Here is a 26,165-nt window from a genome sequence, read left to right as displayed (position 1 = left end):
TGGAGAAACGCGATGCCGGAACAGAAAGACTTGAATGCGGATACGAGACCCCCAAGCGCAGAGGAGCTTCGCCTGCAGGTCCTCAAGCGCGAAATGGAGGAAATGGACAAGGAGCGAAAGCTAAAGGCGCTGGAGGAGCATAAACACGCCGAATTCGCTGAGGAATTCCTCAAGAAGCATGTCACCGACGCGGAGATCGCAATGGTGCGCCGGTTGGTTGCGAACGCGGTCAAGGACGGTAAATTCGAAGCGATGGTCTATAGTTTTCCCTCCGCACTTTGCACCGACAGCGGTCGTGCGATTAATAGTGGCGATCGAGATTGGCCACAGACGCTCCAAGGCAAAGCTAAAGAGTTCTTCGAGCGGTATCAGACCTACGGCAAGCCGCAGGGTTACAAGTTGAAGGCGATGATCATTAGCTTCCCCGACGGCATCCCCGGTGACGTAGGCTTCTTTTTGAACTGGGCTCCAGACAAGGTCTGAGTCGCAGCCCTACGCTCCACGCCCGTCAAGCGTGCGGGTCCGGCACTTCACAGGACCGAAGCCGCCTCGCGCCAAGCCGACGCTTGACTGGACCGCTGCAGTCATCCTTCAGAAGTGACCCCCGGCATTCAGAAAAGGTTCGGCACTGTCCGGCGGATTCTGGTATCTTGGACGAAGCTGTCGGGCCGTTTCTTGCGCTTCCCGAGATCGGGTTCCTCGAACTTCACACGTTCATAGGGGATCGATGAAAGAATGTGCGCGATGCAGTTGATACGCGCCCGCTTCTTGTCGTTGGAAGGAACGATCCACCAAGGGGCATAATCGGTGTCGGTCATGCGGATCATCTCGTCATAGGCACGGGTAAAATCCCACCAGCGGCGATAGGATTCAACGTCCATTGGGCTGAGCTTCCACTGGCGCAGCGGATCATTGATACGCTGGCGGAAGCGACGCTCCTGCTCCTCTTCGCTGACATCCAGAAAGTATTTGAGCAGGACGATGCCGCTCTCGATCATCGCCGCCTCGAACCGAGGTGCTAATTCAAGGAACCGCTTGGCCTTCTCCTCGCTGCAGAAGCCCATAACGCGCTCGACACCGGGTCTGTTGTACCAGGAGCGATCGAAGATCACGACTTCGCCGGCCGCCGGAAGCTGCTGAATATAGCGCTGCATATAGATCTGCGTCTTCTCCCTGTCGGTTGGCGCCGGCAAAGCGACGACGCGGAAGACGCGCGGGCTGACGCGCTCGGTGATCCGTTTGATCACGCCGCCTTTGCCGGCGGCGTCGCGCCCCTCGAACACGATGACGATGCGGGCACCGGTCCTTTTCACCCAGGCTTGAAGATGGGCGATCTCCTCCTGCAATCGCGCGAGCTCCTTGGCGTAGTCACTATTCAACCGCCTCTCGGCCTCTTGCGTCTCGCTCGACTCGTTATTCTCCGGGTTCCAGTAGTTGTTCCTCTTTTTGTTGTCCTTGTGTTTGCCCATCCTTCCCTCCGTTACTCTTGGTTGCTACCAAGGTTTCCTATTTCAAAGGCGAGGAGCGCGTCCTCCATTCCCTCGAAAATCATCGCTCGGCCGATCTTGTCGATGACGCCGGCGCGTTCGAGCATGGCGCGGGCACCCGAGCCGAAGCTGGCAGCCCGGCGTGGGAAACACTGCGGTAAGGACCGCGGCGAGCATGGTCATCGTCGCCACATCCGGTCCGACGATGAGTTGCCGTGAGGGGCCGAAAAGCGCGTAGGCTATCAGCGGAGTGATACTGGCATAGAAGCCGCTCTCGGGAGGAAGACCAGCTATTGCCGGATAAGCGATGGCGCTTGGCAGACCGACGGCGGCAATGGCAAGCCCGGCAGAGATGTCACTGCGCAGCCAGCCCTCCTGATAGTTATCGAGCTGTGCAATGAAGGCGGGGCGGGGGAGGGACAGACGCATTCGGCCGGCCTCCGCATCAATGTCCCGTCAAGACCAGCGTCTGGACGGGCAAGAGCAGGGCCTGCAGCCGAAGGATAGCCGCGTGTACGAGCCCAACTGCGTCGATGACGTGCAGGTACAGCCAGCGGGTCGTGCTGATCCCTGGAGTATGCAGCTCTTCGTGATTGCTCGTGTAGGCATTGGCAATGCAGCTACTGCCGGGTGGGATGCCGGAAAGCTGGCCTTCATAGAGCGGCTCGAGGTAGGTCGTCAGGGTACCAGGGCGGGCCAACTGCTGCGCGTCGACGAGCTGATCCGTCGGGCGGAATTGGCCGGCAGCAATAACTTCCTGGACTTCGGTGACCACCATAGGGATGATAGTGAATGGTTTGCCGATGCAGGTCGCCTCGGCGATCATTCCGGCCTTCATCACCTGGGCCTCTATCTGGCCGAAACCGGCGATTAGGCCGATACGCCGTCCGTCAGGCACGAGGATGCCAGCCGAGCGAATCATTGGATTGACGATGTCGCCTGAACGAAGGGAAAATTGCTGAACGGTGCCGGCCACGCCGGCGCGTACGGTCGTTTTGTCCAGTTCCACCTGAGCCTGGGCAAGCGCCGCTTCGGCGCTCGCCTTTTGGGCCGGCAGGAGGGAGGCGATCTTCGTCTCGAGCGTCTGCTTGCTTGAAACAGCCGCAGCAAGCGCGCCCTTGCGGCCGTCGGCGGCGACCTGCAACCGCTCTATTTCGCGTCTCGCCACAATGTTGGGGTTGCGCTCGTTCAATTCGACCTGCGTCTCGAGCTCGTTCAGCGCCTGGAGGTAGGCCCCCTCCGCCTGAGCGATCAAGCCGTCGGCGGAGGCGAGCTCACTTCTCGCCACGGTCGTTTCGGCTTCAATTTCCGTGACGCGCCGCCGTGCAGTTTCGAGAGCCGCCTGCTGCTCACTGTTGTCGAGACGGAAGAGCGGAGCGCCGGCCGCCACCTTCTCGTTGGTGGCGACATAGACCTCTGCCACTCGGCCGTTCGACTCCGGCAGGATGGTGATTGTGCGGAAGATAGCGGTAACGTTGCTGGTCGACGGATGAAAGTAGAAGATCATTGTTATCAGCGATACGGTGAGGATAACGCAGGCGGTGATGCCGTAACGAAGCTCAAACCACATAGAATAAAGATTGATTTCGTGGCCGATGCGCTTGCCCTGCACATAGCGGCGGAAAAGATAGTCAGGGAAGATGGTGAGCAGCGAGCAAATCAGGAACTCCAGCATGGCTCACCCCCTCCGCTCGATCTTGTCGTCGTGGATCGCCGGCGCGATTTCGAGCGGCATCCATTGTGGCTCGCTCATCGTCGGCGACTCCGAAGGGGGAGTTTTCGGCTGAGGCGCCGCCGCTCTTTCTCGCGGCTCGCGCGCGTCTCTATCTTCGCGGCCTTCGCGGCGTGCTATTTTGGCGAGGGAGCGGGCGATCGACCGGACAGGGGAGGCAAAGTCCGGAAACTCGATCATGGCGAGCAACAGCGCGGCGATCCAAAATAGGTGATTGTGAGTGAAGAGTGCAATCAGCCCCAACGCGCCGATGATCTGCAACTGCGTCTTACTTGCGCCGTGCGCCATGTGCTCGGGAAGTGCGTGCAGCCGTAAATACAGAATGCCGACTAGAAAGACCATGAGCAGCACGAACACGATCATTACATTGAAAAGGACGTCCGTCTCCCCCGGCGCGGTGATGAATGGTGGCAAATGACTGGTTGCAGCCGGGTGCAAGGAATCTTCCATCTCTGCGCTCCCCTTCTTCCGAGCCGGCAAGAACTCAATTGCTGCGGCGAACGCTCAAAGCCAAAGCAGGCAGAGGCGAAATCCATCGTCTTGATTATACAAGCATAATGATACGCGAAAATGTGCGGCTGGCATTGATCGCAGTCAAAGTCGTCTAGTGTGACGCTCGGCCTGTTACCACCCCACCATAGTTCATATCGTCTCCATCTAGTTCTAAACAGTGGCATCCAGTTGGAAAACATTGGCATGACGTATGCTACGGTATGTTACTGCAACTCGGCCGCAGGGGGCGTAGCATCGATCGAATCGATCGGGCGAGGGCGGAACGAGGCGCGAACAGCGGACGCTCGCAGGCGTTTCGGCCGCTCGCCGGATCGCTCTTTTCTGCTCTTCGAACGAGGGCGCGAGAATGGATAAGGATCCATCCCGAACGAGTCCGGTCCGGGACGACTCGGTCGGTCGACCATCGATCGAGGCGAAGATCACGGAGATCGCGCGGATCGGCATCGTCGGACTATTCGCCTATTGGTCACTGACTCTGATTGCCCCGTTTGCGATCATCCTTATCTGGGCGGCTATCCTGGCGGTCGCTCTTTATCCGGCCTACTTCGCTCTTTCAGTCATGCTAGGACAGCGGCCTCGCTTGGCAGCGACCCTGATTACGCTAGTCTGTCTGGTCATCATCGCCGGCCCGCTTGCGGCCATAACCGTCAGCTTTGCAGAAGGGGTCCAGGCGTTGCTTGCAAGGCTGGACGATGGTTCGCTGCTGGTACCAATACCGCCGGAAAGTATCCGCAAATGGCCACTGGTCGGCGAACGAATTCATGCTGGCTGGAGCATGGCATCGAACAACCTTGAGGCCGCTCTGAGGCAATTCGAGCCGTCGCTGCTACAGGCGGGAACCAAGGTTTTGAGCAAGCTCGCAAGTATAGGCGTCGACTTGCTCGGTTTCGTGGTTTCCGTCCTTGTTGCCGGATTTCTCTTCAGGTCTGGGGAACGTCTCGCGAAGACCGCGGAAGGTCTCGCCGACAGAGTGGGTGGGGACAGAGGCATCGGTTTCGTCCGGCTGGCGGTGGCAACGATCCGTAACGTAGCCCGCGGCGTCATCGGCGTCGCGCTGCTGCAGGCGTTTCTCTGCGCTTTGGTGCTACATATGTTCAAGGTTCCCGCACCCGGTGCGATCGCCTTCATGGTCCTCATCCTCTGCATCGTGCAGATCGGGCCTGCGCCGGTTTTACTGCCAGTGATGATCTGGGCCTGGGTGCAAATGGACTTCGGACCGGCCCTCTTGCTCACACTTTTGCTCATGCCCCTCTTCATCATTGACAATGTCATGAAGCCGATCCTCGTGGCTCGCGGGCTTTCAACCCCGCCGCTTGTCATAATGCTAGGGGTGCTCGGGGGTACGCTTTCCTATGGCGTGATCGGCCTGTTTCTGGGACCGATAATCCTCAGTGTGTTCCACGATTTGCTGATGATCTGGATGCGTCCGGATACCGCGGCGGAAAGGGCGATGGCTGCGTCTTCACGATCATCGCGTGCAACATGAGAATTGTTCGCTCGAATTGGATTGTACTCGGCAACGATTGTTGGCTTACATTTCCGGTATTGAAACACCCGCCTCACGCAAACCCTCGATGAAGCGTTCTTGGTCTTCTGAGCGGCGAATCCGTAAGGCGACCTCCTTTCGGATATTATTGAGGAAGCCAGGTACGTTCGCTTCCAGCCACTTGCGCTCCTCACGTGCTTTGTCCGACTTCCCGAGCTTTCCTAGAATGGCAAGCAATATGACGCGATAGATCGGATTGGCGCGAAGGTCGGCCAGGTGTGCCCAGCGTTCAGCGGCTGCATAATCGCCGTTGATATAGGAACAGACCGCCAAAGCTGCCTCGAAATATCCTACCGGACCGGGGTTCCGCGCCACAGTCTCGGACACTAGCTCGCAGCCGGGGCGCCATTGACCGGAAAGCGCGAGGCGAAAACCATATTCGCCGGCGAGTTCAGTGTCGTTCGGATTGATGGCAAACGCACGCGCGCCGACAGCCAGGGCCGCATCGACTTCGCCACGGAAGAACAGAGTGAGCATTTGGGCCTGCAGAGCCCGCACGTCCTGCGGATCCAGTTCAACGGCCCGAGCCGCCGCCTCGATCGCCCGCTCCAACGATACCGATGACGATGAGTCCAGGCGATAGCGGAATCGAAGCTCGTCGATATAGGTCATCGACAAGAGCGCCCAAGCTGTGGAGTAGTTTGGGAATTGTCGAGTCGCCTCCTGGAGGCATTCTTGAACAGACCCATGCGTTTGCGGGTTCAAATCACCGCGATAGCCGTAATAGGCCAAGGTGCAGGCATATGCTTCCCAATCGTCGGGTATCGAGTGTGTGAACTGCGTCGCGTTCGCCTGAAAGACCACGCCATAGGGTTGTGCCACAGCGGTTGCCACCGCGGCGGCGGCTTTCTCCTGAAGATCGATGATCTTATTCGTTTCTAAACTTTCATCGTAGTTGCTCACCCACACCACCGATCGATCGGATCGACGAACAAGCCTTATCCCAAGCCGAAGCCTTTCACCATCGATCCTAACTCGCCCCTCCAGCGCATAGGCGGGATCGTCGGTTGTCTCCGGTGAGTCCCTTGTGTTCTCATGGGTGACGACGATGATCTCCTTGAACCTGGCGATCCTGCCAACGACCTCGTCGGCAAGCCCCCGTGTGATCATGGCTGACTGCGGTGTTCCGGAGAGATCCTCGAATGGTGTGACAACCAGCTTCGGGATGTTTGGCCGAACACGGTCGCTGTTCGAGGCGTTTTCTGCGGAGGTTGTAGGGTGGAGCAGGGTGTTTGCGGCGAGACCACCGAGAGCGAAAGCAAGCGCTGCAATCGCGCCCCACGTCCATGACCGCCGAGGGCGTTCAGCGGAAGAAATTGGTTCCGCGTCCGCGGAGGGCCGGAGAGTGGTCTCGGTTCCAGCGCTGGCGTGCCTTTCGAAGGTCGGCACATAAGCGCCTTTCGGGATTCGTATGACGATCGGGTCGTTGCGGCCCGCGACCAGGTAGTACCGTTCGAGCGCGCGTCGAATACGGCCCGCTTCGATCCGTACGGCCGGATCCATTTGTGCATCGAAAGAGGAGTCTCGGCCAAAGACTTCGGTTGCGATCGAATAGGCCTTTATACGGTCGGCGCGGCCTGCGACGGTCTCCTCAATGATATACGCCAGAAATTTGCGCGCCCGTTCCGGAGCTTCGAACTCGGCGCTGAACCGAATTCGATCGAGTTGTGCAAGGATTTCAGCGTCGGTGGGTAGAGCAGCTTTCGGTTCGCCCCGGACGCCCTGCTGGCTTAGGATTGCCATGTCCGCCCCCAATGGACGCAATGTATGATTGTGTCCAGCGGCATTGTAAACTCCTGTATATTACGTCCGCACCCGGCCAAAGAGCAATATAAGCATAAGGCAATAAATTAAAGTTGTACTTCATTTCGAACCCGGTGGGGAGGAGCGAAATGAACGCGCGAGCGGGGGGCGTGACAAGGAACACGGCTTGGCAGCGGCTTTGCGCCGATTTCCGGCGCGATCACTGCAGATTAGGGAATTGTCGATTCGCGACGAGAGCTTCAGGGGCATGTGCGAGGACTTCGCAGCCGCTGAAAATGCGCTCGCCCACGCCAGTCAACTACCTATCCATGTTCGCGAGGAGCTCCGAGCTGAATTCGAGAGCTTGGTGGAGAGCCTGGCGGCTGAAATTGAGCAGGCGCTCGGGCCACTGAAGGGCCTCACCTGACGAAGGACCCAATCGGATTTGCAGAGATTGTCTGCCATAGCCGGACATCAGCGTCGGTGTCGGGCGGCCGTTTCAGCGTGGCAGAACACAAGGGCCGCATCAGGGCCATGGGAGACGAGCAATGAACGAATCGAGATTGGCGACTTCGGGGCCGCGCATGCATGCCGTCCCCATTGGACCGCACACGCATGGGACAGTCGAGTCGAGACCAATCAGCGGTTTCGTCGATGGACAGAGCATTTACACTTCTGGCGAAAGGGCCGGCCAAGCCTACCGAGTAGAATTCGGGGCGGTCCGCGTGTACCGCGTGCTTGCGAACGGGCGACGGCAAATTCTTGCATTCCATTTTGGAGGAAACTGGTTCGGCTTGCAAACCGCGGACCGACACCGCTCAACCGCGGAAGCGATAGGTATTACTGGTGTGAAGAGCGTCAGCCTCCAAGAAGATCCGCATATATGGCAGGGCCTTTTGCCGGTGGTATTGGAAAACTTCATGGCTGCTCAAGAACATCAACTGGTAATTGGCCGCCAAAGCGCCCTTGAAAGGGTCGCGGCATTTCTGTTGGAAATGTCGGATCGTTCGGGTCATTCGCATAGGTTCGAACTATCGATGCCCCGTGCCGATGTTGCCGACTACCTGGGGCTCACGATCGAGACGGTTTCGCGTTCTCTTACAAAGCTCAAGAACAAGCGCATTATCAAGTTGTACGGTGCTCGGGGCATCGAGATCGTGGAATACCATGTGCTTCAGAACTTATGTCTTTAGTGATCCCCGATTGTGGTCTTGTTACTGCAGCGGTGAAGGTACTTTGGGCGCCCCAACGTGCAGGAAAGACTTTCCCACTGCCTTGTGGCAATTGTTACATTCGGCCGTCATCTCGGCAAAAGATTCTTCAAATAACTTGTAGTCTTTCGCTTTTATGGAGCTTTCAACCAAAGCCGCAACCTTGTGAGTGCTGGCGACTTCCGAAGCCGGCAGGAGATGAAAGCGCGTGGCATCGCTGAATCCCGCTCTGACTTGCCCAAGTTGGTAGCGCGCGAGCATCCAGTTCCTCAGCTTCACGGAATACCACAGTTTGGAGCGATCAAGCTCGATTCTTGTCATGATCTCGCGGAGAGTTGGAACGTATTCGGTTGAAGCCTGAGTAGCTTCATCTGCTGCAGTGGCGTTGGAATGCTCTGCCCCGAATGGCAGTAGGGCAACCGAAATGACCAGCAGTGCTCGCATCCGTGGTCTCCATATGTTCTCGCCGAAACGACCAGCAGGCAGCGTCTGGCCCCAGTGTGACTGCCCGGAATAGTCTTCGGAAAGAGTTCCTCAATCTCGCGCATTGCAGTTACCTTAGGCTCGCCCCACTATTGTCGTCGTTGATTGAAATCAAGAGCGGCCGACAATTCCCAGCAACACAATCGGGAGCGGCATCCAAGTTAAACCGATAGTTGCGGGAGCGTTGAAGCACTTTAGGCACGCGTCGCTATGAATGTGTGGTGTAGCTCGTGCCCTCAACAGCGCGATAGGAAGTGAGCCGCGTGGCCATCGTCATTCTGTTCTCCGGTAAGGGTCGGTTGCTGACACCAATCCGATTTCAAAGGAACGCCCATGACAGACGATGTGCAGCCCGCCGACGCCGACCTTTTGTGCGAGATGCCTTCCGACGAGCGCCCACGCCGTCTCTCCGACGACGGCCTGTGAGTGCATTTCATTTTCCACTGCAGGAACGAAGGGGCGCAGAGCATCGAAGCACGGGCGACTAGCCGTATAAATCTCCACCCACGAGTAAGGTGCCAGTCGACCATCCGCGGTCGGGAAATTCGTCATGAAACTTGCGAGCTGGTCATCAATTTTCAAACGCTATTCTGTGTGCATCAATAATTACTCTTTGCAGGTCGTTGATTACCGAAGCAGAAGGCAGCGTCTCTCCATTGAGTTCAGGCGGCAGCTTCCAGCCGGGCTCAACGCCCTGCATGTTGGGCAGTTCGTGAGCGATGCCCTTATGGCAGTCGATGCAGGTGGCTTTTCCGGGCAGCAGGTAGCGCGTGTGGATCTCGGCCGCACGCTGCGTCTGCTTGGAAAGGTCCATTGCCGCCGACGAATGGCAGTTGCGGCACTCAAGGCTGTCGTTCGCCTTGAGCCGTGCCCATTCATGCTTGGCGAGCTCCAGCCGGTGGTCGAGGAATTTCTCGCGCGTGTTAATGGTCCCGAAAATCTTGCCCCAGACTTCCTTGGAGGCCTGCATCTTGCGGGCGATCTTGTCCGTCCATTCATGCGGCACATGGCAGTCGGGGCAGGACGCCCGGACGCCGGAGCGATTGGAGAAATGAACAGTGCGCGTAAGCTCCTCATATACGTTGGCCCGCATCTCGTGACATGAGACGCAAAACTCCTCCGTGTTGGTAAGCTCCAAGGCGGTGTTGAAGGCGCCCCAGAAGATCACACCGCCGACGAAGCCGCCGAGTGTCAAAAAGGCGAGGCTGAGCGTTGCGGCCGGCGTGGTCAGAATCTTCCACACCCAGAGCAGGAGGCGCTTTATCCGAGCCATGGCCTACTCGCTCCCATTAATGCCCATCTCGCTCATGTCCCGGAAGGTGTTGCCGACGAGCGGTCGCACGTCGGCCTGCGGCACATGACAGGCTGTGCAGAAATAGCGCCGCGGCGAAACGTCCGCGAGCATCTGCCCCTCCCGCGTCATGTAATGGGTGACGCTGATCATCGGCGCGCCGGATTCCTGCGTGAGTTCGCGCTTGTGGCAGGAAAGGCATCGGTTGGTGTTGACCGAAAGCTGGTAGCCCTCGATTGAATGCGGGATGACCGGCGGCTGGTCGGGATAGGCGCGCTCCTTGCGGGCGTCGTCAACGACCCATTTGGGGATCTGGTGCGCCTCCACCTCGCCCATTTCCTGCGGCGGGCCGGAAAGCTCCGGCACCCGTTTGTCGGCCATTTGCGCGATTGCTCCCGTTGCGACGAACAGGATTGCCAACAGCGCCGCCAGCATCGGTCCAGGAGTTCTCATCATGCGACTGAAACGATTTTGACCGCGCATTTTTTGAAATCCGTCTGTTTGGAGATGGGATCGGTTGCGTCGAGCGTCACCTTGTTGATGAGCCTGCTGGCGTCGAACCAGGGTACGAAGATGACGCCTGGCGGCATGCGGTTGCGGCCGCGCGTCTCCACGCGCGCGCGTATCTCCCCGCGGCGGGAAACGATCCTGACCTCCGCGCCCTGGTTGATACCGCGATCGCGGGCGTCACCGGCATTCATGAAGCAGACGGCACCGGGGAACGCCTTGTAGAGTTCCGGCACCCGCATCGTCATCGAGCCGGAGTGCCAATGCTCGAGGACGCGGCCCGTCACCAGCCAGACATTGTATTCGTCGTCGGGAGATTCCGCCGGCGGCTCGTAGGGAACGGCGAGGATCACCGCCTTGCCGTCCGGGCGACCATAGAACTTCACGCCCTCCCCCGGCTTCACGTAGGGATCGTACCCTTCCCGGTAGCGCCAGAGCGTCTCCTTGCCATCGACGACCGGCCAGCGCAGGCCCCGTTCCTCATGGTAGCGGTCATAGGGCGCCAGGTCATGGCCGTGTCCGCGCCCGAAGGAGGCATATTCCTCGAAAAGGCCTTTCTGGATGTAGAAGCCGAAGGCTTCCGCTTCTCGGTTGGCATATTCATTGTTGATTTCGCTTGCGGGGAAACGGTCGACATTGCCGTTCTTGAAGAGCACATCGTAGAGGGTCTTGCCCCGATAGCCCGGATTGGCGTCGAGGGTCTCGGCCGGCCACACTTCGTCGGTGGTAAAGCGCTTGGAGAACTCCACCATTTGCCAGAGATCGGAACGTGCTTCACCGGGGGCATTCACCAGTTGGTGCCAGACATGGGTTCGGCGCTCCGCATTGCCGTAGGCGCCTTCCTTCTCCACCCACATGGCAGCCGGAAGGATCAGGTCCGCGCTCATAGCGGTGATCGTCGGATAGACGTCGGAGACGACGATGAAGTTCTCCGGGTTGCGATACCCCTGATAGGTCTCGTTCTGCGTATTGGGAGCCGCCTGGACGTTGTTGTTGACCTGCACCCAATAGAAATTGAGCTTTCCGTCCTTCAGCATCCGGTCCTGCTCGACGGCGTGGTAGCCCGGTTTCTCGGGAATGATCCCGTGAGGCACGCGCCAGATCTCCTCGGCATGCTTGCGGTGCTCCGGGTTTGCAACGGTCATGTCGGCCGGCAACCGATGGGCAAAGGTGCCGACCTCGCGCGCCGTCCCGCAGGCCGAGGGTTGGCCAGTGAGCGAGAACGGGCTATTGCCGGGTTCGGAGATCTTCCCGGTCAACAGATGGAGGTTGTAGACCATGTGGTTGACCCAGACGCCGCGCACATGCTGGTTGAAGCCCATGGTCCAGAGCGACATCACCTTGCGGTTGGGATCGGCGTAGAGATCTGCCAATTGTTCGAGGAACCCGGCCTCGACCCCCGTGAGTTCGACCACCTTGTCGAGCGTGTACTCCGAGACGAAGGATTTGAAACTCTCGAAGTCGCTCGGCGTCATTTTCGCCGCATCCTTGGCGTTCACAGCCTTAACCTCGAGCGGATTGTCGGGTCTCAGGCCATATCCAATGTCAGTCGCGCCGACCATGAAGGTTGTGTGCTTCTTGACGAAATCCTCGTTCACACGGCCGGTCTGAATGATGTGATTGGCGATGTAGTTGAGGATCGCCAGATCGGTCCCCGGTTTGAAGACGATCGGAATATCCGCAAGATCCATGCTGCGATGGGTGAAGGTCGAGAGCACCGCGACTTTGACATGCTCGTGCCCGAGCCTTCGATCGGCGAGGCGCGTCCACAGGATCGGGTGCATCTCGGCCATGTTCGATCCCCAGAGCACGAAGGCGTCCGCGTGCTCGAAGTCGTCATAACAGCCCATCGGCTCGTCCATGCCGAAAGTGCGCATGAAGGCATAGGCCGCCGAGGCCATGCAGTGGCGGGCATTCGGATCGAGATTGTTGGAGCGGAAACCGGCGCGCATCAGCTTTGTGGCCACATAGCCCTCGAAGATGGTCCACTGTCCCGAGCCGAACATGCCGACGGCGGTCGGCCCCTTCTCCTTCAGCACCCGCTTCGCCTGCTCGGCCATGACGTCGAAGGCCTCGTCCCAGCTCACCGGCTCGAACTCGCCGTCCTTGGCAAAGGCGCCGTTGCGCTTGCGCAGAAGCGGCGTCTTCAGACGGTCGGCGCCGTACATGATTTTGGACAGGAAGTAGCCCTTGATGCAGTTGAGGCCGCGGTTCACCTCGGCCTGCATGTCGCCATGTGTGGCGACGACCTGTCCCTCCTTGACCCCGACCATGACGCCGCAGCCGGTACCGCAGAAACGGCAGGGCGCCTTCGACCACTTTATCTGAAGGGCTTCGACGCCGCCCGGCACGGGCTGCGCCGCCGCCGGAAGCGCGATCCCTGCCGTAGCTGCGGCGATGCCGGCCGCATGCGCCTTCAACATATCACGCCGCGTCAGTTCGCCGGTCATGGCCGATCCCTCCTTGAGTTTCGACATGCTCAAACACCATGTTGGCTGCCACCACGCCCTCGAGCAGAGAGATGCGCGAAAGACTTTCGCCGAGCATTCCGGTGCTCGTGCCCTCGATCACGACGACGATCTTTCCCGCCTCACGGGCGTAAACCTCAACGTTCGGCATCTTAGCGAGACTGTCGACGACGCGCTCTTGCATATCCGGCATCGTCACGATGATCGCGCTGGAGATGTGATAGGTCGCGCTTGGATCAGACATGCGCATCCTCCGTCGCGACCTCGCGAATGCCTATCGACGCCACCGGACAGACGGAAAGACAGGCGCCGCAGCCGGTGCAGGCCTCATCGCTAAGCTCGGGTGAAAAGGGTCCGCCGGCACGCGGACGGAAGCGGATCGCCTCTGTCGGACAGACATCGCGACAGGCCTGGCAATCGGTGCGGTTCTTGGCAAGACAGCTCTCGCCGATCATTGCGACGTGGGTAAAGTGACTTGGCCAGCCGATGAAGACCGGCTCCGGACAGAGTTCCGCGCACTGGCCGCAGAAGGTACACTCGGCTACGGAGAAATCGATCACGGGACGATCTGAATTCAGCCGGATGATGTGCGTCGGACAGGCCTCAACGCACTTCCCGCACCCTGTGCAAGCCGCAAGAGCCGCGGCGGTGACGCCGGGGGAAGGACACGGTGGTTTCGCCCGTCAACGCAACCAAATAGAAAGTTCCGCCTCGATGTGTCGACAGACTCACCCATCTCGCCCTCAATGCGCTGGCGGACCGGGTGGGCCGAAGATGATTTGGAACATCCAGACGATAAATCCGTAGGAACCGACCACGCCCACCGCGACGATCGGCCAAATGCCGAAAGCCAACACGAGAAAGGTGATGAGTTCGTTCAGCCGCCGCGTGCGTGGCAGGCTCGCCCCTGGCTGGTCTGCATCTGGCATTCAAGCGTCTCCTTCCAAACGCATGCGCCAAAGGAAGTCTAGTGCCTCAAGCAGAAAAATAAAGGGAGAACCTAGATATTTGTACGCTTGAAATTCAACCGCCCCCGGACGCGTTTTTGGCAGATACTGAGTCTTACTCACTTTGTGTGTGATGAACATTATTGAACGGCAGCATGCGTGCTCTGAGGAGCTTCGGGCCTGCTCTGCCATACATAACACGATCGTATAAGGTATGAACAGAAACACTCCCTCGAAGCGAGCAGTCCGAAAGGTCTGCTATCCGGAATCAACCGGGCCATTCGCTGTGAGGGAAGCCAAAGACAACAATGGGTGGAAGGCGGTCCTTCGTCTCGCTCCTCGGAACGGGCAGGTTGCCCGATGAGCCGTCGTTACCGTTGCTTTCAAAGCCGCCGTTCGCCTAAGCTATCTCGTCGCTTTCGAAGTCTGCTCTCGATATCGGCTCCAAGGTCGCCACCGGCGAAATGAAGTGGGTCTGAAACGAGCTCGAATATCGAAACCATTCAGAGGACCTATATGAATGGCCTCCGAGGAAAACGGCCGCAATCTGCTGGTCGTTCTGACTCCGTACATCGGACGGAAGAGGCGCAAGGGTACCCCGATGCGGGTACCATTGTCGGCATTGAGGAGATGGGAGCGAGAGGTGGAACGGAGTGGGATGACCGGGTGGGCTTCCGGTCGCGGCGTGCTCGCGTGATCGATCTACTCGTGCTCTGCTGGCCACTCCGAAGCAGAAATGTGCGGAACCCTGTGCACATTACCCTCGGAAGAAGGCGTTTTAGGACACGTTTCGTCGCTCGACGGTGAAATGTGCGCGACGTCTGATGGTAGTGTCCAGGCCATCGCTCATGGGCGCATGTCACGGCATAAGACGCAGGGAGGCACATGTCGCAGGACGGTGGAGGCCGAGTTTTGGTCGCGGAGCGCAACCCGTTGGTGATTGCCGCTCTTCGTGGACTTTTTTCCGAAAACGCCAGGTTTTCCATGGTTGACACGGCGCGGACATCGCTCGAACTTTGCGAGAAGCTTGCCTCCGTCGAGACGGACTGCGTGCTGCTCAGTTGGCAGCTCGACGATGCCGAGGCGCCCGAAGTGCTCGCCGATCTCGGCCGGCTCGGGTTCGACCCCCGGATCGTTCTCTTCGCCGACACCAGCAATCCTTCGGTCGTCAACGAGACGATCCGGCTTGGTGTCAATGGTCTCTGCTACCAGTTCGAAGATCCTGAAATCCTGTTCGCGACGCTCACCGCCGTAATGCAGGGTCGGATCTGCATTCCCTATACGGTGCTCTCGAAAATCTCGAACACGCCGTTCCAACAGCTCACCTCTCGGGAAAGCGAGCTGCTCGGCATGCTGGCCAATGGTTGGACCAATATTCAAATCGCCGCCAGAACAGGCATTTCCGAGAATACCGTGAAATACCACCTCAAAAATCTGTACGACAAGCTCGAGGTGCGCAATCGCGCCATGGCGGTCGCCCTTTACGCCAAGGAGCGCCGGCGCAATCAGGAGTGACTACCCGCGGGTAGTCTTCTCCTACCCATCTCCTCCAGGCGACCACCCGTCAGGGCCGCGCTCGCGCTGCCCGTCCGGCATTCTTTTCTGCCTGAGCGAGTGTTGTGCGGGCATGCCCTGAAAGGCAGCTTTGGTGCCGAGGAAACGCCGTCCGCGGACGCAGCCATTGGAGGAACGATGTCAGGCTACAATCATCTCTTCATTCCGGGCCCCACCAACATTCCCGAGCAGGTGCGCCAGGCGATGAACCTGCCGATGGAGGACATGCGCTCTCCACGCTTTCCGGAGCTCACGCTGCCGCTCTTTGCCGACATCAAGAAGGTCTTCAAGAACCAGACCGGTCGCGTTTTCATCTATCCGTCGTCCGGCACCGGCGCCTGGGAAGCGGCAATGACCAATGTGCTCTCCCCGGCGACAGGGTACTGATGAGCCGCTTCGGCCAGTTCTCGCATCTCTGGGTCGACATGGCCGAACGCTTCGGTTTCGAGGTCGATTGCCTCGACCGGGAGTGGGGAACAGGCGTGCCGGTTGAGCTCTATGCCGAGCGGCTCGCCGCCGACAAGGCGCACCGGATCAAGGCCGTCTTCGTAACGCATAACGAAACCGCGACCGGCGTCACCTCGGATGTCGCCGCGGTGCGCGCCGCGCTCGACGCCTGCGGTCATCCGGCACTGCTCTTCGTCGATGGCGTCTCCTCGATCGGCTCGATCGATTTCCGCCAGGACGAATGGGGCGTCGACTGTGCTGTCTCCGGTTCGCAGAAAGGCTTCATGATGCCCGCTGGCCTCGGCTTCCTGTCTGTCAGCCAGAAGGCGCTCGAGGCGGCCAAGACCGCGCGCCACATGCGCTGCTACTTCTCCTTCGAGGACATGATCAAGACCAACGACACCGGCTACTTCCCCTACACGCCGCCGACGCAGCTGCTGCGCGGCCTCAGGGCCGCGCTGGACCTGATTTTCGAAGAAGGCCTGGAGACTATCTTCGTCCGCCATCATCACCTCGCCAACGGCGTCCGCGCCGCGGTTTCCGCCTGGGGGCTCAAGCTCTGCGCGACCGAACCGAAGTGGCATTCCGACACCGTCTCGGCGATCCGTCTGCCGGAAGGCATCGATGGGGTTGAGGTCATCCGCCACGCCTACCAAGCCTACAACACCTCGCTTGGCAGTGGGCTCAGCAAGGTAGCCGGCAAGGTCTTCCGCATTGGCCATCTCGGCTCGCTGAACGAGGTCATGGTCCTGGGCGCGCTTTCCGCCGCCGAACTGACGCTGCTCGATTGCGGCGTGAAGATCGAAGCGGGCGCGGGCGTGGGTGCGGCGATCAGCCAGTTCCGTTCTGCCGCCGCCGCGTCGTCCGCCAAGGCAGCCTGAAAACCGGGAAGGAGAGGAAATCATGAGCCATACGATAAACCATCTCCGCCGCCTGCGGCTGCAGCGCAGCGAACTCGCAGTACCGGGCTCGAACCCTGAAATGATCGGGAAGGCCGTCAATTCCGACGCCGACTACATCTTCCTCGACATCGAGGATGCGGTGGCGCCGCCGGACAAGGAGCGGGCCCGCGCCAACATCATCGCAGCGCTGAACGAGATCGACTGGCGCGGCCGCGGCAAGACCATTTCGGTACGCATCAACGGGCTGGACACGCATTACATGTACCGCGACGTCGTCGACCTGATGGAGCAGGCCGGCGACCGGATCGACACCCTGCTGGTGCCGAAGGTCGGCGTGCCCGCCGACCTCTACATGGTCGAAGCCATGGTCAACCAGATCGAGATCGCCAAGGGCTACAAGACCCGCGTCGGCCTTGAGGCGCTGATCGAGACTGCACTCGGCATGGCCAATGTCGAATCCATCGCATCCTTCGGCGGACGCCTCGAAGCGCTGCATTTCGGTGTCGCCGACTACGCCGCGAGCCTGAAGGCCCGTACAGTTAATATCGGCGGGCTCAACCCGGATTATCCCGGCGACCAGTGGCATTTCGGCCTTTCGCGCATGACGGTCGCCTGCCGAGCCTATGGTTTGCGCGCCATCGATGGCCCCTTCGGAGATTTCTCCGATCCCGACGGCTACAAGGCGGCTGCGCGCCGTGCCGCAGCCCTCGGCATCGAAGGCAAGTGGGCGATCCATCCGAGCCAGATCGCACTCGCCAACGATATCTTCTCTCCACCGGAAAACGAGGTCGACCGCGCCCGCCGCATCATTGAGGCGCTGAAGCTCGCCGAGAGCCAAGGCAAGGGTGCCGCATCGCTCGAGGGCAAAATGATCGACGCGGCATCCGAGCGCATGGCCCGCAACGTGCTCGCCACCCACGAAGCAATCATCGCCAGCCGCTGAGGGAGACAGAGATGGACATTCACGAATATCAGGCCAAGGAACTTCTCGCCCGCTACCAGATCCATATCCCGCGCGGCGGCCTTGCCTATAGTCCCGAGCAGGCGGCTTATCGTGCCAGGGAGATCGGCGGTGACCGATGGGTGGTGAAGGCGCAGGTCCACTCCGGTGCGCGCGGCAAGGCGGGCGGTGTTAAGCTCTGCTCGTCCGACCACGAGATCGTCGAGGCCGCCGATTCCATGCTCGGCCGCACGCTTGTGACGCACCAGACCGGCCCGCAGGGAAAACTGGTCAGCCGCCTCTATGTCGAGGAGGCGATGGATATCGCACGCGAGATCTATATCGGCTTCGTGCTCGACCGAAAATCCGAGCGCATCATGATCGTCGCCTCGTCTTCGGGCGGCATGGAGATCGAGGAGATCGCCGAGGCCGAGCCGGACTCGATCATCCGCGCGACCGTCGATCCCGGTGTCGGCATGCAGGACTTCCAGGCCCGCGAGATCGCATTCGGGCTCGGCATCGACAATGCCCTGATCGGCCGCGCCACGCAGACCCTGCTCGGCTGCTATCGCGCCTTCGTCGACTATGACGCCTCGATGCTGGAGATCAATCCGCTGGTCGTGACCCGTCGGGGTGACCTCGTGGCGCTCGACGCGAAAATGAGCTTCGACGAGAACGCGCTCTTTCGCCGGCCGCATATCTCCGAGATGCGCGACAAGAGCCAAGAGGATCCGCGCGAAACCTACGCGTCCGACCGTGGGCTCTCCTATGTCGGTCTCGACGGCAATATCGGCTGCATCATCAACGGTGCGGGCCTGGCGATGGCGACCATGGACATGATCAAGATCGCCGGCGGCGAACCCGCGAATTTTCTCGACATCGGCGGCGGCGCCTCGCCCGATCGCGTGGCGAAATCCTTCCGCGCCGTGTTGCACGACAGACAAGTCGAGACGGTCCTCGTCAACATCTTCGCCGGCATCAACCGCTGCGACTGGGTGGCCGAAGGCGTGATCAAGGCTTTGCGCGAAGTCGGCGTGCCGGTTCCACTCGTCGTCCGCCTCTCCGGCACCAACATGGAAGAGGGTCGGCGCATCCTCGCCGAATCCGGCGAAAATATCATCATCGCGGAAACGCTGGCCGAAGCTGCCGACAAGGCAGTCGCCGCATGGCGTTCGTTCACTGCCGGCAAGGCTGCTTGAGGAGCCCAGACATGTCCATTCTGCTCGACAAGAATACCCGCGTCATCGTCCAGGGCTTCACCGGCAAGATCGGCAGCTTCCACGCCGAAGATATGAAGCGCTACGGCACCAACGTGGTCGGCGGCGTCACCCCGGGCAAGGGTGGCCAGACCCATCTCGGCATGCCGGTCTTCAACACGGTGAAGGGCGCCGTGCAGGAAACCGGCGCGGATGCCACAATCGTCTTCGTACCGCCGCCCTTTGCGGCCGACTCGATCATGGAAGCGGCCGACGCCGGCATCCGGCTCTGCGTCTGCATCACAGACGGGATCCCGTCCCAGGACATGATCAGGGTCAAGCGATACATGCGGCGCTACCGCTATGAGGACCGCATGACGCTGATCGGGCCGAATTGCGCCGGCATGATCACGCCCGGCGAGGCGCTGATGGGGATTATGCCCGGATCGATCTATCTGTCCGGCCGCATCGGCATCGTCGGCCGCTCGGGCACGCTCGGCTATGAGGCCGCAAGCCAAATGAAGGCACTCGGCATCGGCGTGTCGACCTCGGTTGGTATCGGCGGCGACCCAGTCAACGGCTCGTCCTTCAAGGACATCCTGGAGCTCTTCGAGCAAGATCCAAACACCGATGCGGTCTTGATGATCGGCGAGATCGGCGGCCCGCAGGAGGCTGAAGCCGCACTATGGGCGCGCGACCACATGAAGAAGCCGCTGATCGCCTATATCGCAGGCCTTTCGGCGCCGAAGGGCCGCCGCATGGGCCATGCTGGCGCGATCATCTCCGCCTTCGGCGAATCGGCGCAGGAAAAGGTCGAAATCCTGAAGAGTGCGGGTGTCGCGATCGTTCCGACCCCGTCGTCCTTCGGCGACACGGTGGCGGACGTGCTGTCCGCCATGGGCAAGGCTGCCTGATTGGGAAAGCCCGTCGGGAGCGCGACAAAACAGACGCGGACGGCGATGGGGATGAAGGTGGTCGAGAATACCACGCCTTTGTCGACGGCCGCGATCCGCCGGATAGGGTCGCATGAGGATGGGCCGCGCGGTAGCACCGGGCCGCCGAGGGACTAACTAGGAGGAGGAAAAAATGCAGCAATCACGACCTAGTCGGATCGATCCGGCCGTATTCTGGCCGGCCATGTTCATCATCCTGGGATTCGTCGGCTGGGGGACGGTGTTTCCTGAAAGCCTGTCCACTATCTCCAAGGTAGTTCTCAACAGCATCATCGACGGCTTCGGCTGGGGCTTCGTCGTTTCTTCGGCCGGCTTCCTGATCTTCGCACTCTTCCTGGCCGTGAGCCGCTTCGGCAAGATCCGGCTCGGACAGGATGACGAGCGGCCGGAATTCCGTACCGCCTCGTGGATCTGCATGATGTTCAGCGTCGGCATGGGCATCGGCCTAATGTTCTGGGGCGTCGCCGAACCCATCTATCATTTCGACAGCCCGCCGCATGGGCAGGCCGCCCCGAGGAGTCTCGAAGCGGCCCTCGTCGCGATGAAGTATTCCTACTTCCACTGGGCGCTTCACCCCTGGGCCATCTACGCGGTGGTTGGCCTCGCCATCGCCTATTTCACCTTCCGCAAGGGAAAGTCGAACCTGATTTCCGCTGCCTTCACGCCGATCCTCGGCGAGGACGCAAGCGGGCCGATCGGCAAGGCAATCGACGTGCTTGCGCTCATCGCGACACTGTTCGGAACCGCTACCTCGCTCGGCCTCGGCGCGCAGCAGATCAACAGCGGCATGAACTTCCTCTGGGGCACGGGCGTTTCCAACGGCATCGCGCTGACCATCATCGGCGTCATGACCGTGCTGTTCATTCTTTCGGCGGTATCCGGCGTGGGCAAGGGGATCCAGTTCCTCTCCAACATGAACATGATCCTCGCGATGGTGCTATTGGTCTTCCTGGTGTGCATCGGACCGACAATTTTCATCTTCAACACCTTCACGGAATCGCTGGGCTTCTATTTGAGCGACCTGGTGACCATGTCGTTCCGCACGGCTGCCTTCAGTGACGGCAAGTGGCTCGGCAGCTGGACCATCTTCTACTGGGCCTGGTGGGTCTCCTGGGCGCCCTTCGTCGGCGTGTTCATCGCCCGCATCTCGCGCGGTCGCACGATCCGCGAATTCATCATCGGCGTGCTGCTGATCCCGAGCGGCGTCACCTTCATCTGGTTCACGATCATAGGTGGCACTGCGCTCCATTCCGAACTCTTCGGCGCCGGCGGCATCGTCGATGCTGTCAACAACCAGGGCGCGGCAGTCTCGCTCTTTGCGCTTCTGGCGCAGCATCCATTCGCCTGGCTGACATCGTTGATCGCCATTTTTCTGGTCGCGATCTTCTTCATCTCTGGCGCGGATGCAGGCGCGGTCGTGATGGGAATGCTTTCATCACGCGGGGCACTGGACCCCAAGCCCGGCGTGGTCGTCCTTTGGGGCGTGCTTGCCGGTGCTTCGGCCGCGGTACTCCTCGTCATGGGCGGGCTTCAGGGCCTCCAGACCGCGTCGATAATCGCGGCTGCACCGTTCCTGCTGGTGATGGTCGGACTTTGCGTTTCGCTATGGCATGCCCTTCTCGATGAGCTCGAAGAAAGAAGGGAGCGTCGACCGGTGGCAGCATCCGCTGCGCCGGAAGCGGAAAATGTCGAAGCTTCCGGGCTTGTGCCTGACGCAGTGTCGACCTGAGATCTTGCAACTGCACGGCCGGTCCCACGAGACCGGCTGTGCAGTTGTGGACTCCAACTGTTGCGCCAAAGGATCGCCGGTGGCAGTGCCTGTCGCCGCCCAGTTTTTTGTCGGGCCGTTGCTACGAAGACGCGCTGCTTCCTGCGCATTGTCGCATTGTCCTTCGGCCCTTCGAGCGTGACGATGATGTTGTACTTGCCCTTGGGCGAGAAGAGCGTCGAAGCCGTCGATGGCGCCGAAGATCGTCAGGTCGGTGCCGCGAAATTCGAAGGTGATGGAGATCTCGTCCGTAGAAATGCTATCTCTTTTTTCGGTGAAGTCGAAGGTCTCCCATTTCAGAGGCTGTGCCGCTGCCGGTCCGGCGACCGCCAGAGCAAGACCATTTGCAACCGGGTACTGCCGCGCTGCGGTGAGGTTTTGGCGCGTCATGGAAGGACCGTTTCGCGCTCAATGGAGCCATTCATCAGGTAACTCCAACGGCCGCAACGGGTTGCGTCTGCAGGGAGACTATCCAACGGCTGTTGTGTCGCGAAACCCGCCAAAAATCCCTGCCGCGGGAAAGTTGTCAGGGTCACTAGGGTAAACCGCCCGATTGCTTAAAACCTGCGGAATTTTTTGGGGCGATCGTCAGATCAGAAAGGGCGTTACAGGCGGAAATCGTGCCTTCCTGGGAGACCTGAATTTGCACTTAAATTCAAAGCCCGTCGAAATAGCCTTAAAATTCCACCTGTTTTCCCAGCGCGAGCGACCATGGATGCCCCTTGTGCCCTGGCTTTGGCCTCAGTCAACCGAGGTGGTTAAGCGGCAATATTTCCGCTTCCATTGCGACAGGTCTGGCCGGAGCGCTCGGTCGCGACCTCACAGCCGTTGTCGAAGGTTCCTCGCAAACCGCTCGACAGGGTCTTCTACTTGCGCCCGCGCTAGTCGCGACCGCTACTTCGAGAGGCGCTGCGCTCGCTTGCCATGCTCGGCTTTCCTGGACATCCGCCACGGTAGGGCGCCGCCGTCAAACTCGCGTGCGCCACCACGGCCTGGCCACAGCCCCGGTAGGCTATCGCGAGACTGTGACAGCGGCTCGGTGACAATTCACGACACAGTTTGCAGTACCTATAAAATGCCAAGCGGCATCAGGCGCCGCCCATATAGATGTCCATGATCTGTCGGTCGTTGCGGACATCTCCGGGCGTGCCTTCGAAGCGCTTTTCTCCGGCGGCCAGGATATAGAGCCGGTCGGCAATCGGCATGGCCTCGCGAATGTTCTGCTCGACCATGAGAATTCCGATGCCGCGCGCGGTGAGCACCTTGATGCGCTCCAGCGTCTCGCTCACCATGGCCGGCGAAAGGCCGGCGGACGGTTCGTCGAGCAGGATGAAACGCGGTTCCGACACCAGCGCGCGCGCCAGCGCCAGCATCGCCTGTTCGCCGCCCGAAAGGGCTCCGGCCGTGGTCTTGCGCCGCCGCGCCAGCGATGGATATTGGTCGACCAGAGCCTCGATGCGCCTGTCCACGAGCTTCCGGTCGGCAATGGCGTAGCCGCCCATGCGCAGATTTTCCATCACCGTCAGCCGTGGAAACACGCCGCCGCCCTGCGGCATCAGCACCAGGCCCTGGCGCACGACTTCATGGACCGGCAAATTGCTGATCGTTTCGCCGCCAAGCCCGATTGTGCCGCCCCATACCGGCAGCGCGCCGGCGATCGCTTTCAGCAAGGTCGACTTGCCGCAGCCATTGGGGCCGAAGATGCAGGTGATCTTGCCGGCTTCCGCGACAAGGGAGACGCCATGGACGATCTCCTGCTTGCCGTAGCCCGCAACGACGCTGTCTGCGACCAACGTGTTCATGGCGGACGCCCTAGATAGGTCTGCATGACTTCGGAATTTTGCACGACGTCCTCGAATGCGCCGCTAGTCACCACCCGCCCGGAATCCATGACGATGATGCGGTCGCAGACATTGCGCACCATTTCCATGTCATGCTCGATGACGAAGAAGCTTGTTCCCTGCTCGCGCAGCCTGGCGATCGCTTCCAAGATGATCTTGCGGATGTTGGGGTGGACGCCGGCCGTCACCTCGTCGAGCAGGATGAGGGACGCCTGGCGCATGGTCACGCGGCCGAATTCGAGCAGCTTCTGCTGGCCGCCGGACAAGTCGGACGCGCGGTTGTTGGCGACCTGTTCGAGATGCAGCAGCTCCAGCGTCTCGTCCGCCCGCTGTTGCGCGCCATGCCAGTGACCCTCGGCAGCCGCTGCCAGAAGGTTCTCGATGACTGTCATGTTCTCGAACAACGCCGGGATCTGAAAGGTGCGCGCGAGGCCGAGGCGGGCGATCGTATAGGCCTTTTTGCCGCCGATCTCATGGCCGTCGAACAGGATCTGCCCCCGATCGGGCGTCTCCATGCCGGCCACGAGGTTGAACAGGGTCGATTTGCCCGAGCCGTTGGGGCCGATGAGGCCGGCGATCTCACCGCGTCCGACCTCCAGGTCGACGCCGGCGGCTGCCAGGATGCCGCCGAAATGCTTGTGCACGCCGCGCACGAAGAGGATGGGCTGGTCGCTTGGCGCTTGCGCTTGCGCGGTCATGCTCACGAGCGTCCTCCCTGGCGGGAGCCGAGCAGGCGTCCGAGCACCGTTTCGAGCACGCTACCTGATTTTCCACTTCCCCGCGCAAACAGGCCGGCGATGCCGTTGGGCAGGAACAGCACGACCAGGATGATGGCGGCACCGAGAATAGCGATATAGAAGGCGGTATCGCCATAGTACATCCAGACAAGCCGGTTGACGAAGAACAGCGCGACGCCGCCGATGGCCGGCCCCCACAAGCTGCCAAGCCCGCCGAGCAGGACCATGACGACCATCTGGTCGGTGATGTCGCCGCCGAACACGCTCTTTGGATTGATGAAGGTCACCCAGTAGGCGAAAATACTGCCGAAGACGGAGGCGACGACGGCGCTGAGCACGAAGGTCTGCAACTTGACCCGCGAGGTGTTGATGCCCATGGCTTCGGCCGCCGGTTCGTTATCCCGTAAGGCCTTGACCTTCAAGCCGAAGCGGGAGCGCTCAAACAGCAACCAGGTGAGGAAATAGGTTAGGACGGCGGCCGCGAACATAGCGAAATAGAAGAAGCGCTCGTTGAGGAAGGGAGGCAGGCCGATACCGCCGGTTCCGCCGGTGAAATCGACGACGGTGGCGAACTGCATGAGCACTTCGGCGAAGGCCCAGGTGGCGATGGCGAAATAAGCGCCGCGCAGCCGCAATGTCGGTGCGCCGATGACGACCGCGAACAGGGCTGTGACGATCATGCCGATGGGAATGGTGGGGAGGAACGGCACAGGGAAATCCGCCCCCATCAGGATGGCGGTTGCGTAGGCGCCAATGCCGAAGAAGGCCGAATGGCCGAAATTGATGTAGCCGGCATAGCCGCCTAGCGTGTTCCAGGAACAGGCGAGCCCCGCCCACATCAGCGCGCCGGTGGCGATGCGCAGCCAGTAATTGTTGACCAGCACAGGCAGCAACGCCAGCAAGACGAGGATGACGACGAGGAGAAGCAGGCCGGCCCAACGATTTTTCATGGTCTGGGCCATCTCACAGTCCGCGCCGAAGGATGCCGCGCGGGGAAACCAACAGGACAAGGAAGAGCGTTGCGAAGATCGCGAGATGCGAGTAGCTGGATCCGCCATAAGTCGCGACAAAGGCTTCGATGACGCCCAGAAGCAGGGCCGCCACAAGCGCGCCGCCCAGGGAGCCCAGCCCTGCCAGCACGGCGACGAAGAAGGCGAACAGCGTATAGCGCAGGCCGATCTCCGGATTGACCGAATAGATGGCTCCCATCAGAACGCCCGATGTCGCCGTGATCCCCGCGTAGAGCCCGTAAACATTGGCGCTGAGACGCCGGATGTTGACGCCCATCAAGGCGGCGTTCTGGCGGTTTTCGGCCGTCGCCCGGATCGCCAGCCCGTAGCGCGTGCGAAAGAGAAAGAAAAACAGCCCGCCGGCGATGAGCACCGCGAACGCCGCCGCCGCCACCCGGATCAGAGGCACCGTGACCGGGCCGATCATGATGCTGTGACCGCTGAGCGCCGTCGGTACGCTATGTGTATTGAAACCCCAGACGGTCAGCATTCCGCCGCGCAGCAAGGTGAAGATGCCGAAGGTCAGCGCGAGCGCCATCAGTTCGGGACGCGCCGTGCGGCTGTTTCGAACATTGTAGATCATCGGTCCCATGAGATAGCCGATCGCGCCGAACAGGACGAAGGCCATCGGCATGGCGAGGAACCCGTCTATGCCGAGAAAGGCCGCCATGTAGTAGGCGAAGTAGCCGCCGAGCACGACCCACGCGCCGACCGCAAAGTCGATGACATGGAGCACGCCGAAGGTCAGTTGGAAGGCGATCGAGAACGTGGCGATGACGCCGCCTATCAGCAGGCCGTTGAGCAGGGTTTGAAGAAAAAGATCCAATGGCAAACCTGTCCGTCAGTCCAAGAAGTCGGCAACATGCTTTGGGCGCGAGTGCGAATTGAC

24 protein-coding genes and 5 pseudogenes are annotated in these 26,165 nt (G+C 60.4%); 11 read left to right on the top strand and 18 right to left on the bottom strand.

The features are described 5' to 3' along the window. The first annotated feature begins 12 nt into the window (after window positions 1–12). The gene (locus N0Q91_RS22995) at window positions 13–483 is read left to right on the top strand and encodes a histidine kinase (RefSeq protein WP_275598356.1); all 471 of its coding nucleotides are present in this window, start codon (window positions 13–15) and stop codon (window positions 481–483) included. Window positions 484–611: 128 nt separating this feature from the next. On the opposite strand, the gene ppk2 is transcribed toward N0Q91_RS22995, so the two are convergent. The 4 genes and pseudogenes from ppk2 to N0Q91_RS22975 all read right to left on the bottom strand — a co-directional run bounded on the left by ppk2 (window position 612) and on the right by N0Q91_RS22975 (window position 3,669). Continuing rightward, window positions 612–1,469: a polyphosphate kinase 2 gene (gene ppk2 / locus N0Q91_RS22990; RefSeq protein WP_275598355.1), complete on the bottom strand. Its 858-nt coding sequence runs from the start codon at window positions 1,467–1,469 to the stop codon at window positions 612–614. Window positions 1,470–1,637: 168 nt separating this feature from the next. After that, window positions 1,638–1,916, bottom strand: a pseudogene (locus tag N0Q91_RS22985) (SulP family inorganic anion transporter); the annotation flags it as partial. A gap of 16 nt (window positions 1,917–1,932) precedes the next feature. Further along, window positions 1,933–3,162 carry an HlyD family secretion protein gene (locus N0Q91_RS22980; protein WP_275598354.1) on the bottom strand — a complete coding sequence of 410 codons (1,230 nt, stop codon included), beginning with the start codon at window positions 3,160–3,162 and terminating at the stop codon, window positions 1,933–1,935. Between the two features lie 3 nt (window positions 3,163–3,165). Beyond that, window positions 3,166–3,669: a hypothetical protein gene (locus N0Q91_RS22975; RefSeq protein WP_275598353.1), complete on the bottom strand. Its 504-nt coding sequence runs from the start codon at window positions 3,667–3,669 to the stop codon at window positions 3,166–3,168. Window positions 3,670–4,078: 409 nt separating this feature from the next. Here N0Q91_RS22975 and N0Q91_RS22970 point away from each other — a divergent pair, with 409 nt between their 5' ends. Further along, on the top strand, window positions 4,079–5,218 hold the full coding sequence (locus tag N0Q91_RS22970) for an AI-2E family transporter (RefSeq protein ID WP_275598352.1): 1,140 nt from the start codon (window positions 4,079–4,081) through the stop codon (window positions 5,216–5,218). Between the two features lie 45 nt (window positions 5,219–5,263). Here the strand turns inward: N0Q91_RS22970 and N0Q91_RS22965 are convergent, their stop codons facing one another. Further along, on the bottom strand, window positions 5,264–7,021 hold the full coding sequence (locus N0Q91_RS22965) for a hypothetical protein (RefSeq protein ID WP_275598351.1): 1,758 nt from the start codon (window positions 7,019–7,021) through the stop codon (window positions 5,264–5,266). 187 nt (window positions 7,022–7,208) lie between these two features. On the opposite strand from N0Q91_RS22965, the gene N0Q91_RS22960 reads away from it, so the two are divergent. Both N0Q91_RS22960 and N0Q91_RS22955 read left to right on the top strand, forming a co-directional pair. Then, on the top strand, window positions 7,209–7,448 hold the full coding sequence (locus N0Q91_RS22960; protein ID WP_275598350.1) for a hypothetical protein: 240 nt from the start codon (window positions 7,209–7,211) through the stop codon (window positions 7,446–7,448). A 121-nt stretch (window positions 7,449–7,569) separates the two neighbouring features. Continuing rightward, window positions 7,570–8,214 carry a helix-turn-helix domain-containing protein gene (locus tag N0Q91_RS22955; RefSeq protein ID WP_275598349.1) on the top strand — a complete coding sequence of 215 codons (645 nt, stop codon included), beginning with the start codon at window positions 7,570–7,572 and terminating at the stop codon, window positions 8,212–8,214. Window positions 8,215–8,235: 21 nt separating this feature from the next. Here the strand turns inward: N0Q91_RS22955 and N0Q91_RS22950 are convergent, their stop codons facing one another. The 8 genes and pseudogenes from N0Q91_RS22950 to napE all read right to left on the bottom strand — a co-directional run bounded on the left by N0Q91_RS22950 (window position 8,236) and on the right by napE (window position 13,910). Then, window positions 8,236–8,676 carry a hypothetical protein gene (locus N0Q91_RS22950; protein ID WP_275598348.1) on the bottom strand — a complete coding sequence of 147 codons (441 nt, stop codon included), beginning with the start codon at window positions 8,674–8,676 and terminating at the stop codon, window positions 8,236–8,238. Between the two features lie 312 nt (window positions 8,677–8,988). Next, window positions 8,989–9,297 (bottom strand): hypothetical protein, encoded by a 309-nt coding sequence (locus N0Q91_RS22945; protein WP_275598347.1) that lies wholly within the window; start codon window positions 9,295–9,297, stop codon window positions 8,989–8,991. Next, a complete protein-coding gene (locus tag N0Q91_RS22940) occupies window positions 9,287–9,988 on the bottom strand; it encodes a cytochrome c3 family protein (protein ID WP_275598346.1) in 702 nt (233 codons plus the stop codon). Before N0Q91_RS22940 ends, N0Q91_RS22945 begins: the two co-directional genes overlap by 11 nt. Before the next feature lie 3 nt (window positions 9,989–9,991). Then, complete coding sequence (locus N0Q91_RS22935; protein ID WP_275598345.1) at window positions 9,992–10,489, bottom strand: nitrate reductase cytochrome c-type subunit; 498 nt, start codon at window positions 10,487–10,489, stop codon at window positions 9,992–9,994. Continuing rightward, window positions 10,459–12,963, bottom strand: coding sequence for a periplasmic nitrate reductase subunit alpha (gene napA, locus N0Q91_RS22930; RefSeq protein ID WP_275598697.1), 2,505 nt, complete (start codon window positions 12,961–12,963; stop codon window positions 10,459–10,461). Before napA ends, N0Q91_RS22935 begins: the two co-directional genes overlap by 31 nt. Beyond that, window positions 12,938–13,225, bottom strand: a complete 288-nt coding sequence (locus N0Q91_RS22925; protein WP_275598344.1) for a chaperone NapD — start codon at window positions 13,223–13,225, stop codon at window positions 12,938–12,940. Before N0Q91_RS22925 ends, napA begins: the two co-directional genes overlap by 26 nt. Continuing rightward, window positions 13,218–13,717 (bottom strand): annotated as a pseudogene (locus N0Q91_RS22920) (ferredoxin-type protein NapF). Before N0Q91_RS22920 ends, N0Q91_RS22925 begins: the two are co-directional and overlap by 8 nt. Before the next feature lie 7 nt (window positions 13,718–13,724). Next, window positions 13,725–13,910, bottom strand: a complete 186-nt coding sequence (napE, locus tag N0Q91_RS22915) for a periplasmic nitrate reductase, NapE protein (RefSeq protein ID WP_275598343.1) — start codon at window positions 13,908–13,910, stop codon at window positions 13,725–13,727. A 903-nt stretch (window positions 13,911–14,813) separates the two neighbouring features. Here napE and N0Q91_RS22910 point away from each other — a divergent pair. The 7 genes and pseudogenes from N0Q91_RS22910 to N0Q91_RS22880 all read left to right on the top strand — a co-directional run bounded on the left by N0Q91_RS22910 (window position 14,814) and on the right by N0Q91_RS22880 (window position 21,649). After that, a complete protein-coding gene (locus N0Q91_RS22910; protein WP_275598342.1) occupies window positions 14,814–15,443 on the top strand; it encodes a response regulator transcription factor in 630 nt (209 codons plus the stop codon). A gap of 177 nt (window positions 15,444–15,620) precedes the next feature. After that, window positions 15,621–16,810 (top strand): annotated as a pseudogene (locus tag N0Q91_RS22905) (aminotransferase class V-fold PLP-dependent enzyme). 22 nt (window positions 16,811–16,832) lie between these two features. After that, window positions 16,833–17,774: an HpcH/HpaI aldolase/citrate lyase family protein gene (locus tag N0Q91_RS22900; RefSeq protein WP_102763158.1), complete on the top strand. Its 942-nt coding sequence runs from the start codon at window positions 16,833–16,835 to the stop codon at window positions 17,772–17,774. Between the two features lie 11 nt (window positions 17,775–17,785). Continuing rightward, a complete protein-coding gene (locus N0Q91_RS22895; protein WP_275598341.1) occupies window positions 17,786–18,970 on the top strand; it encodes a malate--CoA ligase subunit beta in 1,185 nt (394 codons plus the stop codon). Between the two features lie 11 nt (window positions 18,971–18,981). Then, on the top strand, window positions 18,982–19,881 hold the full coding sequence (gene sucD, locus N0Q91_RS22890) for a succinate--CoA ligase subunit alpha (protein WP_275598340.1): 900 nt from the start codon (window positions 18,982–18,984) through the stop codon (window positions 19,879–19,881). 12 nt (window positions 19,882–19,893) lie between these two features. Continuing rightward, window positions 19,894–19,997: pseudogene (locus N0Q91_RS22885) on the top strand (D-glycerate dehydrogenase); the annotation flags it as partial. A gap of 56 nt (window positions 19,998–20,053) precedes the next feature. Continuing rightward, window positions 20,054–21,649 carry a BCCT family transporter gene (locus tag N0Q91_RS22880; RefSeq protein WP_275598339.1) on the top strand — a complete coding sequence of 532 codons (1,596 nt, stop codon included), beginning with the start codon at window positions 20,054–20,056 and terminating at the stop codon, window positions 21,647–21,649. 125 nt (window positions 21,650–21,774) lie between these two features. Here N0Q91_RS22880 and N0Q91_RS22875 read toward each other — a convergent pair. The 5 genes and pseudogenes from N0Q91_RS22875 to N0Q91_RS22855 all read right to left on the bottom strand — a co-directional run. Then, window positions 21,775–22,078, bottom strand: a pseudogene (locus N0Q91_RS22875) (TIGR02186 family protein); the annotation flags it as partial. A 698-nt stretch (window positions 22,079–22,776) separates the two neighbouring features. Beyond that, on the bottom strand, window positions 22,777–23,490 hold the full coding sequence (locus N0Q91_RS22870) for an ABC transporter ATP-binding protein (protein ID WP_275598338.1): 714 nt from the start codon (window positions 23,488–23,490) through the stop codon (window positions 22,777–22,779). Further along, window positions 23,487–24,227 (bottom strand): ABC transporter ATP-binding protein, encoded by a 741-nt coding sequence (locus tag N0Q91_RS22865; protein WP_275598695.1) that lies wholly within the window; start codon window positions 24,225–24,227, stop codon window positions 23,487–23,489. The genes N0Q91_RS22870 and N0Q91_RS22865 overlap by 4 nt, the downstream gene beginning before the upstream one ends. A 2-nt stretch (window positions 24,228–24,229) precedes the next feature. After that, window positions 24,230–25,216: a branched-chain amino acid ABC transporter permease gene (locus tag N0Q91_RS22860; protein WP_275598337.1), complete on the bottom strand. Its 987-nt coding sequence runs from the start codon at window positions 25,214–25,216 to the stop codon at window positions 24,230–24,232. 13 nt (window positions 25,217–25,229) lie between these two features. Continuing rightward, window positions 25,230–26,102, bottom strand: a complete 873-nt coding sequence (locus tag N0Q91_RS22855) for a branched-chain amino acid ABC transporter permease (protein WP_275598336.1) — start codon at window positions 26,100–26,102, stop codon at window positions 25,230–25,232. Window positions 26,103–26,165: the final 63 nt, after the last annotated feature.

It is taken from the genome of Sinorhizobium prairiense (genome assembly GCF_029201645.2).
Classification (GTDB): Bacteria; Pseudomonadota; Alphaproteobacteria; order Rhizobiales; family Rhizobiaceae; genus Sinorhizobium; species Sinorhizobium meliloti_A.
The sequence above is the reverse complement of the archived record's forward strand: the minus strand, read 5'-3'. Positions and strand labels throughout refer to the sequence as shown.

Coding starts and splice junctions, on each gene's coding strand:
- N0Q91_RS22950 (WP_275598348.1), bottom strand. CDS start 8,676: ATGCGAGCACTGCTGGTCATTTCGGTTGCCCTACTGCCATTCGGGGCA.
- N0Q91_RS22895 (WP_275598341.1), top strand. CDS start 17,786: ATGGACATTCACGAATATCAGGCCAAGGAACTTCTCGCCCGCTACCAG.
- napE (WP_275598343.1), bottom strand. CDS start 13,910: ATGCCAGATGCAGACCAGCCAGGGGCGAGCCTGCCACGCACGCGGCGG.
- N0Q91_RS22870 (WP_275598338.1), bottom strand. CDS start 23,490: ATGAACACGTTGGTCGCAGACAGCGTCGTTGCGGGCTACGGCAAGCAG.
- N0Q91_RS22940 (WP_275598346.1), bottom strand. CDS start 9,988: ATGGCTCGGATAAAGCGCCTCCTGCTCTGGGTGTGGAAGATTCTGACC.
- N0Q91_RS22965 (WP_275598351.1), bottom strand. CDS start 7,021: ATGGCAATCCTAAGCCAGCAGGGCGTCCGGGGCGAACCGAAAGCTGCT.
- N0Q91_RS22975 (WP_275598353.1), bottom strand. CDS start 3,669: ATGGAAGATTCCTTGCACCCGGCTGCAACCAGTCATTTGCCACCATTC.
- N0Q91_RS22995 (WP_275598356.1), top strand. CDS start 13: ATGCCGGAACAGAAAGACTTGAATGCGGATACGAGACCCCCAAGCGCA.
- N0Q91_RS22860 (WP_275598337.1), bottom strand. CDS start 25,216: ATGAAAAATCGTTGGGCCGGCCTGCTTCTCCTCGTCGTCATCCTCGTC.
- N0Q91_RS22910 (WP_275598342.1), top strand. CDS start 14,814: ATGTCGCAGGACGGTGGAGGCCGAGTTTTGGTCGCGGAGCGCAACCCG.
- N0Q91_RS22980 (WP_275598354.1), bottom strand. CDS start 3,162: ATGCTGGAGTTCCTGATTTGCTCGCTGCTCACCATCTTCCCTGACTAT.
- N0Q91_RS22900 (WP_102763158.1), top strand. CDS start 16,833: ATGAGCCATACGATAAACCATCTCCGCCGCCTGCGGCTGCAGCGCAGC.
- N0Q91_RS22955 (WP_275598349.1), top strand. CDS start 7,570: ATGAACGAATCGAGATTGGCGACTTCGGGGCCGCGCATGCATGCCGTC.
- N0Q91_RS22880 (WP_275598339.1), top strand. CDS start 20,054: ATGCAGCAATCACGACCTAGTCGGATCGATCCGGCCGTATTCTGGCCG.
- sucD (WP_275598340.1), top strand. CDS start 18,982: ATGTCCATTCTGCTCGACAAGAATACCCGCGTCATCGTCCAGGGCTTC.
- N0Q91_RS22970 (WP_275598352.1), top strand. CDS start 4,079: ATGGATAAGGATCCATCCCGAACGAGTCCGGTCCGGGACGACTCGGTC.
- N0Q91_RS22865 (WP_275598695.1), bottom strand. CDS start 24,227: ATGACCGCGCAAGCGCAAGCGCCAAGCGACCAGCCCATCCTCTTCGTG.
- napA (WP_275598697.1), bottom strand. CDS start 12,963: ATGACCGGCGAACTGACGCGGCGTGATATGTTGAAGGCGCATGCGGCC.
- N0Q91_RS22925 (WP_275598344.1), bottom strand. CDS start 13,225: ATGTCTGATCCAAGCGCGACCTATCACATCTCCAGCGCGATCATCGTG.
- N0Q91_RS22935 (WP_275598345.1), bottom strand. CDS start 10,489: ATGCGCGGTCAAAATCGTTTCAGTCGCATGATGAGAACTCCTGGACCG.
- ppk2 (WP_275598355.1), bottom strand. CDS start 1,469: ATGGGCAAACACAAGGACAACAAAAAGAGGAACAACTACTGGAACCCG.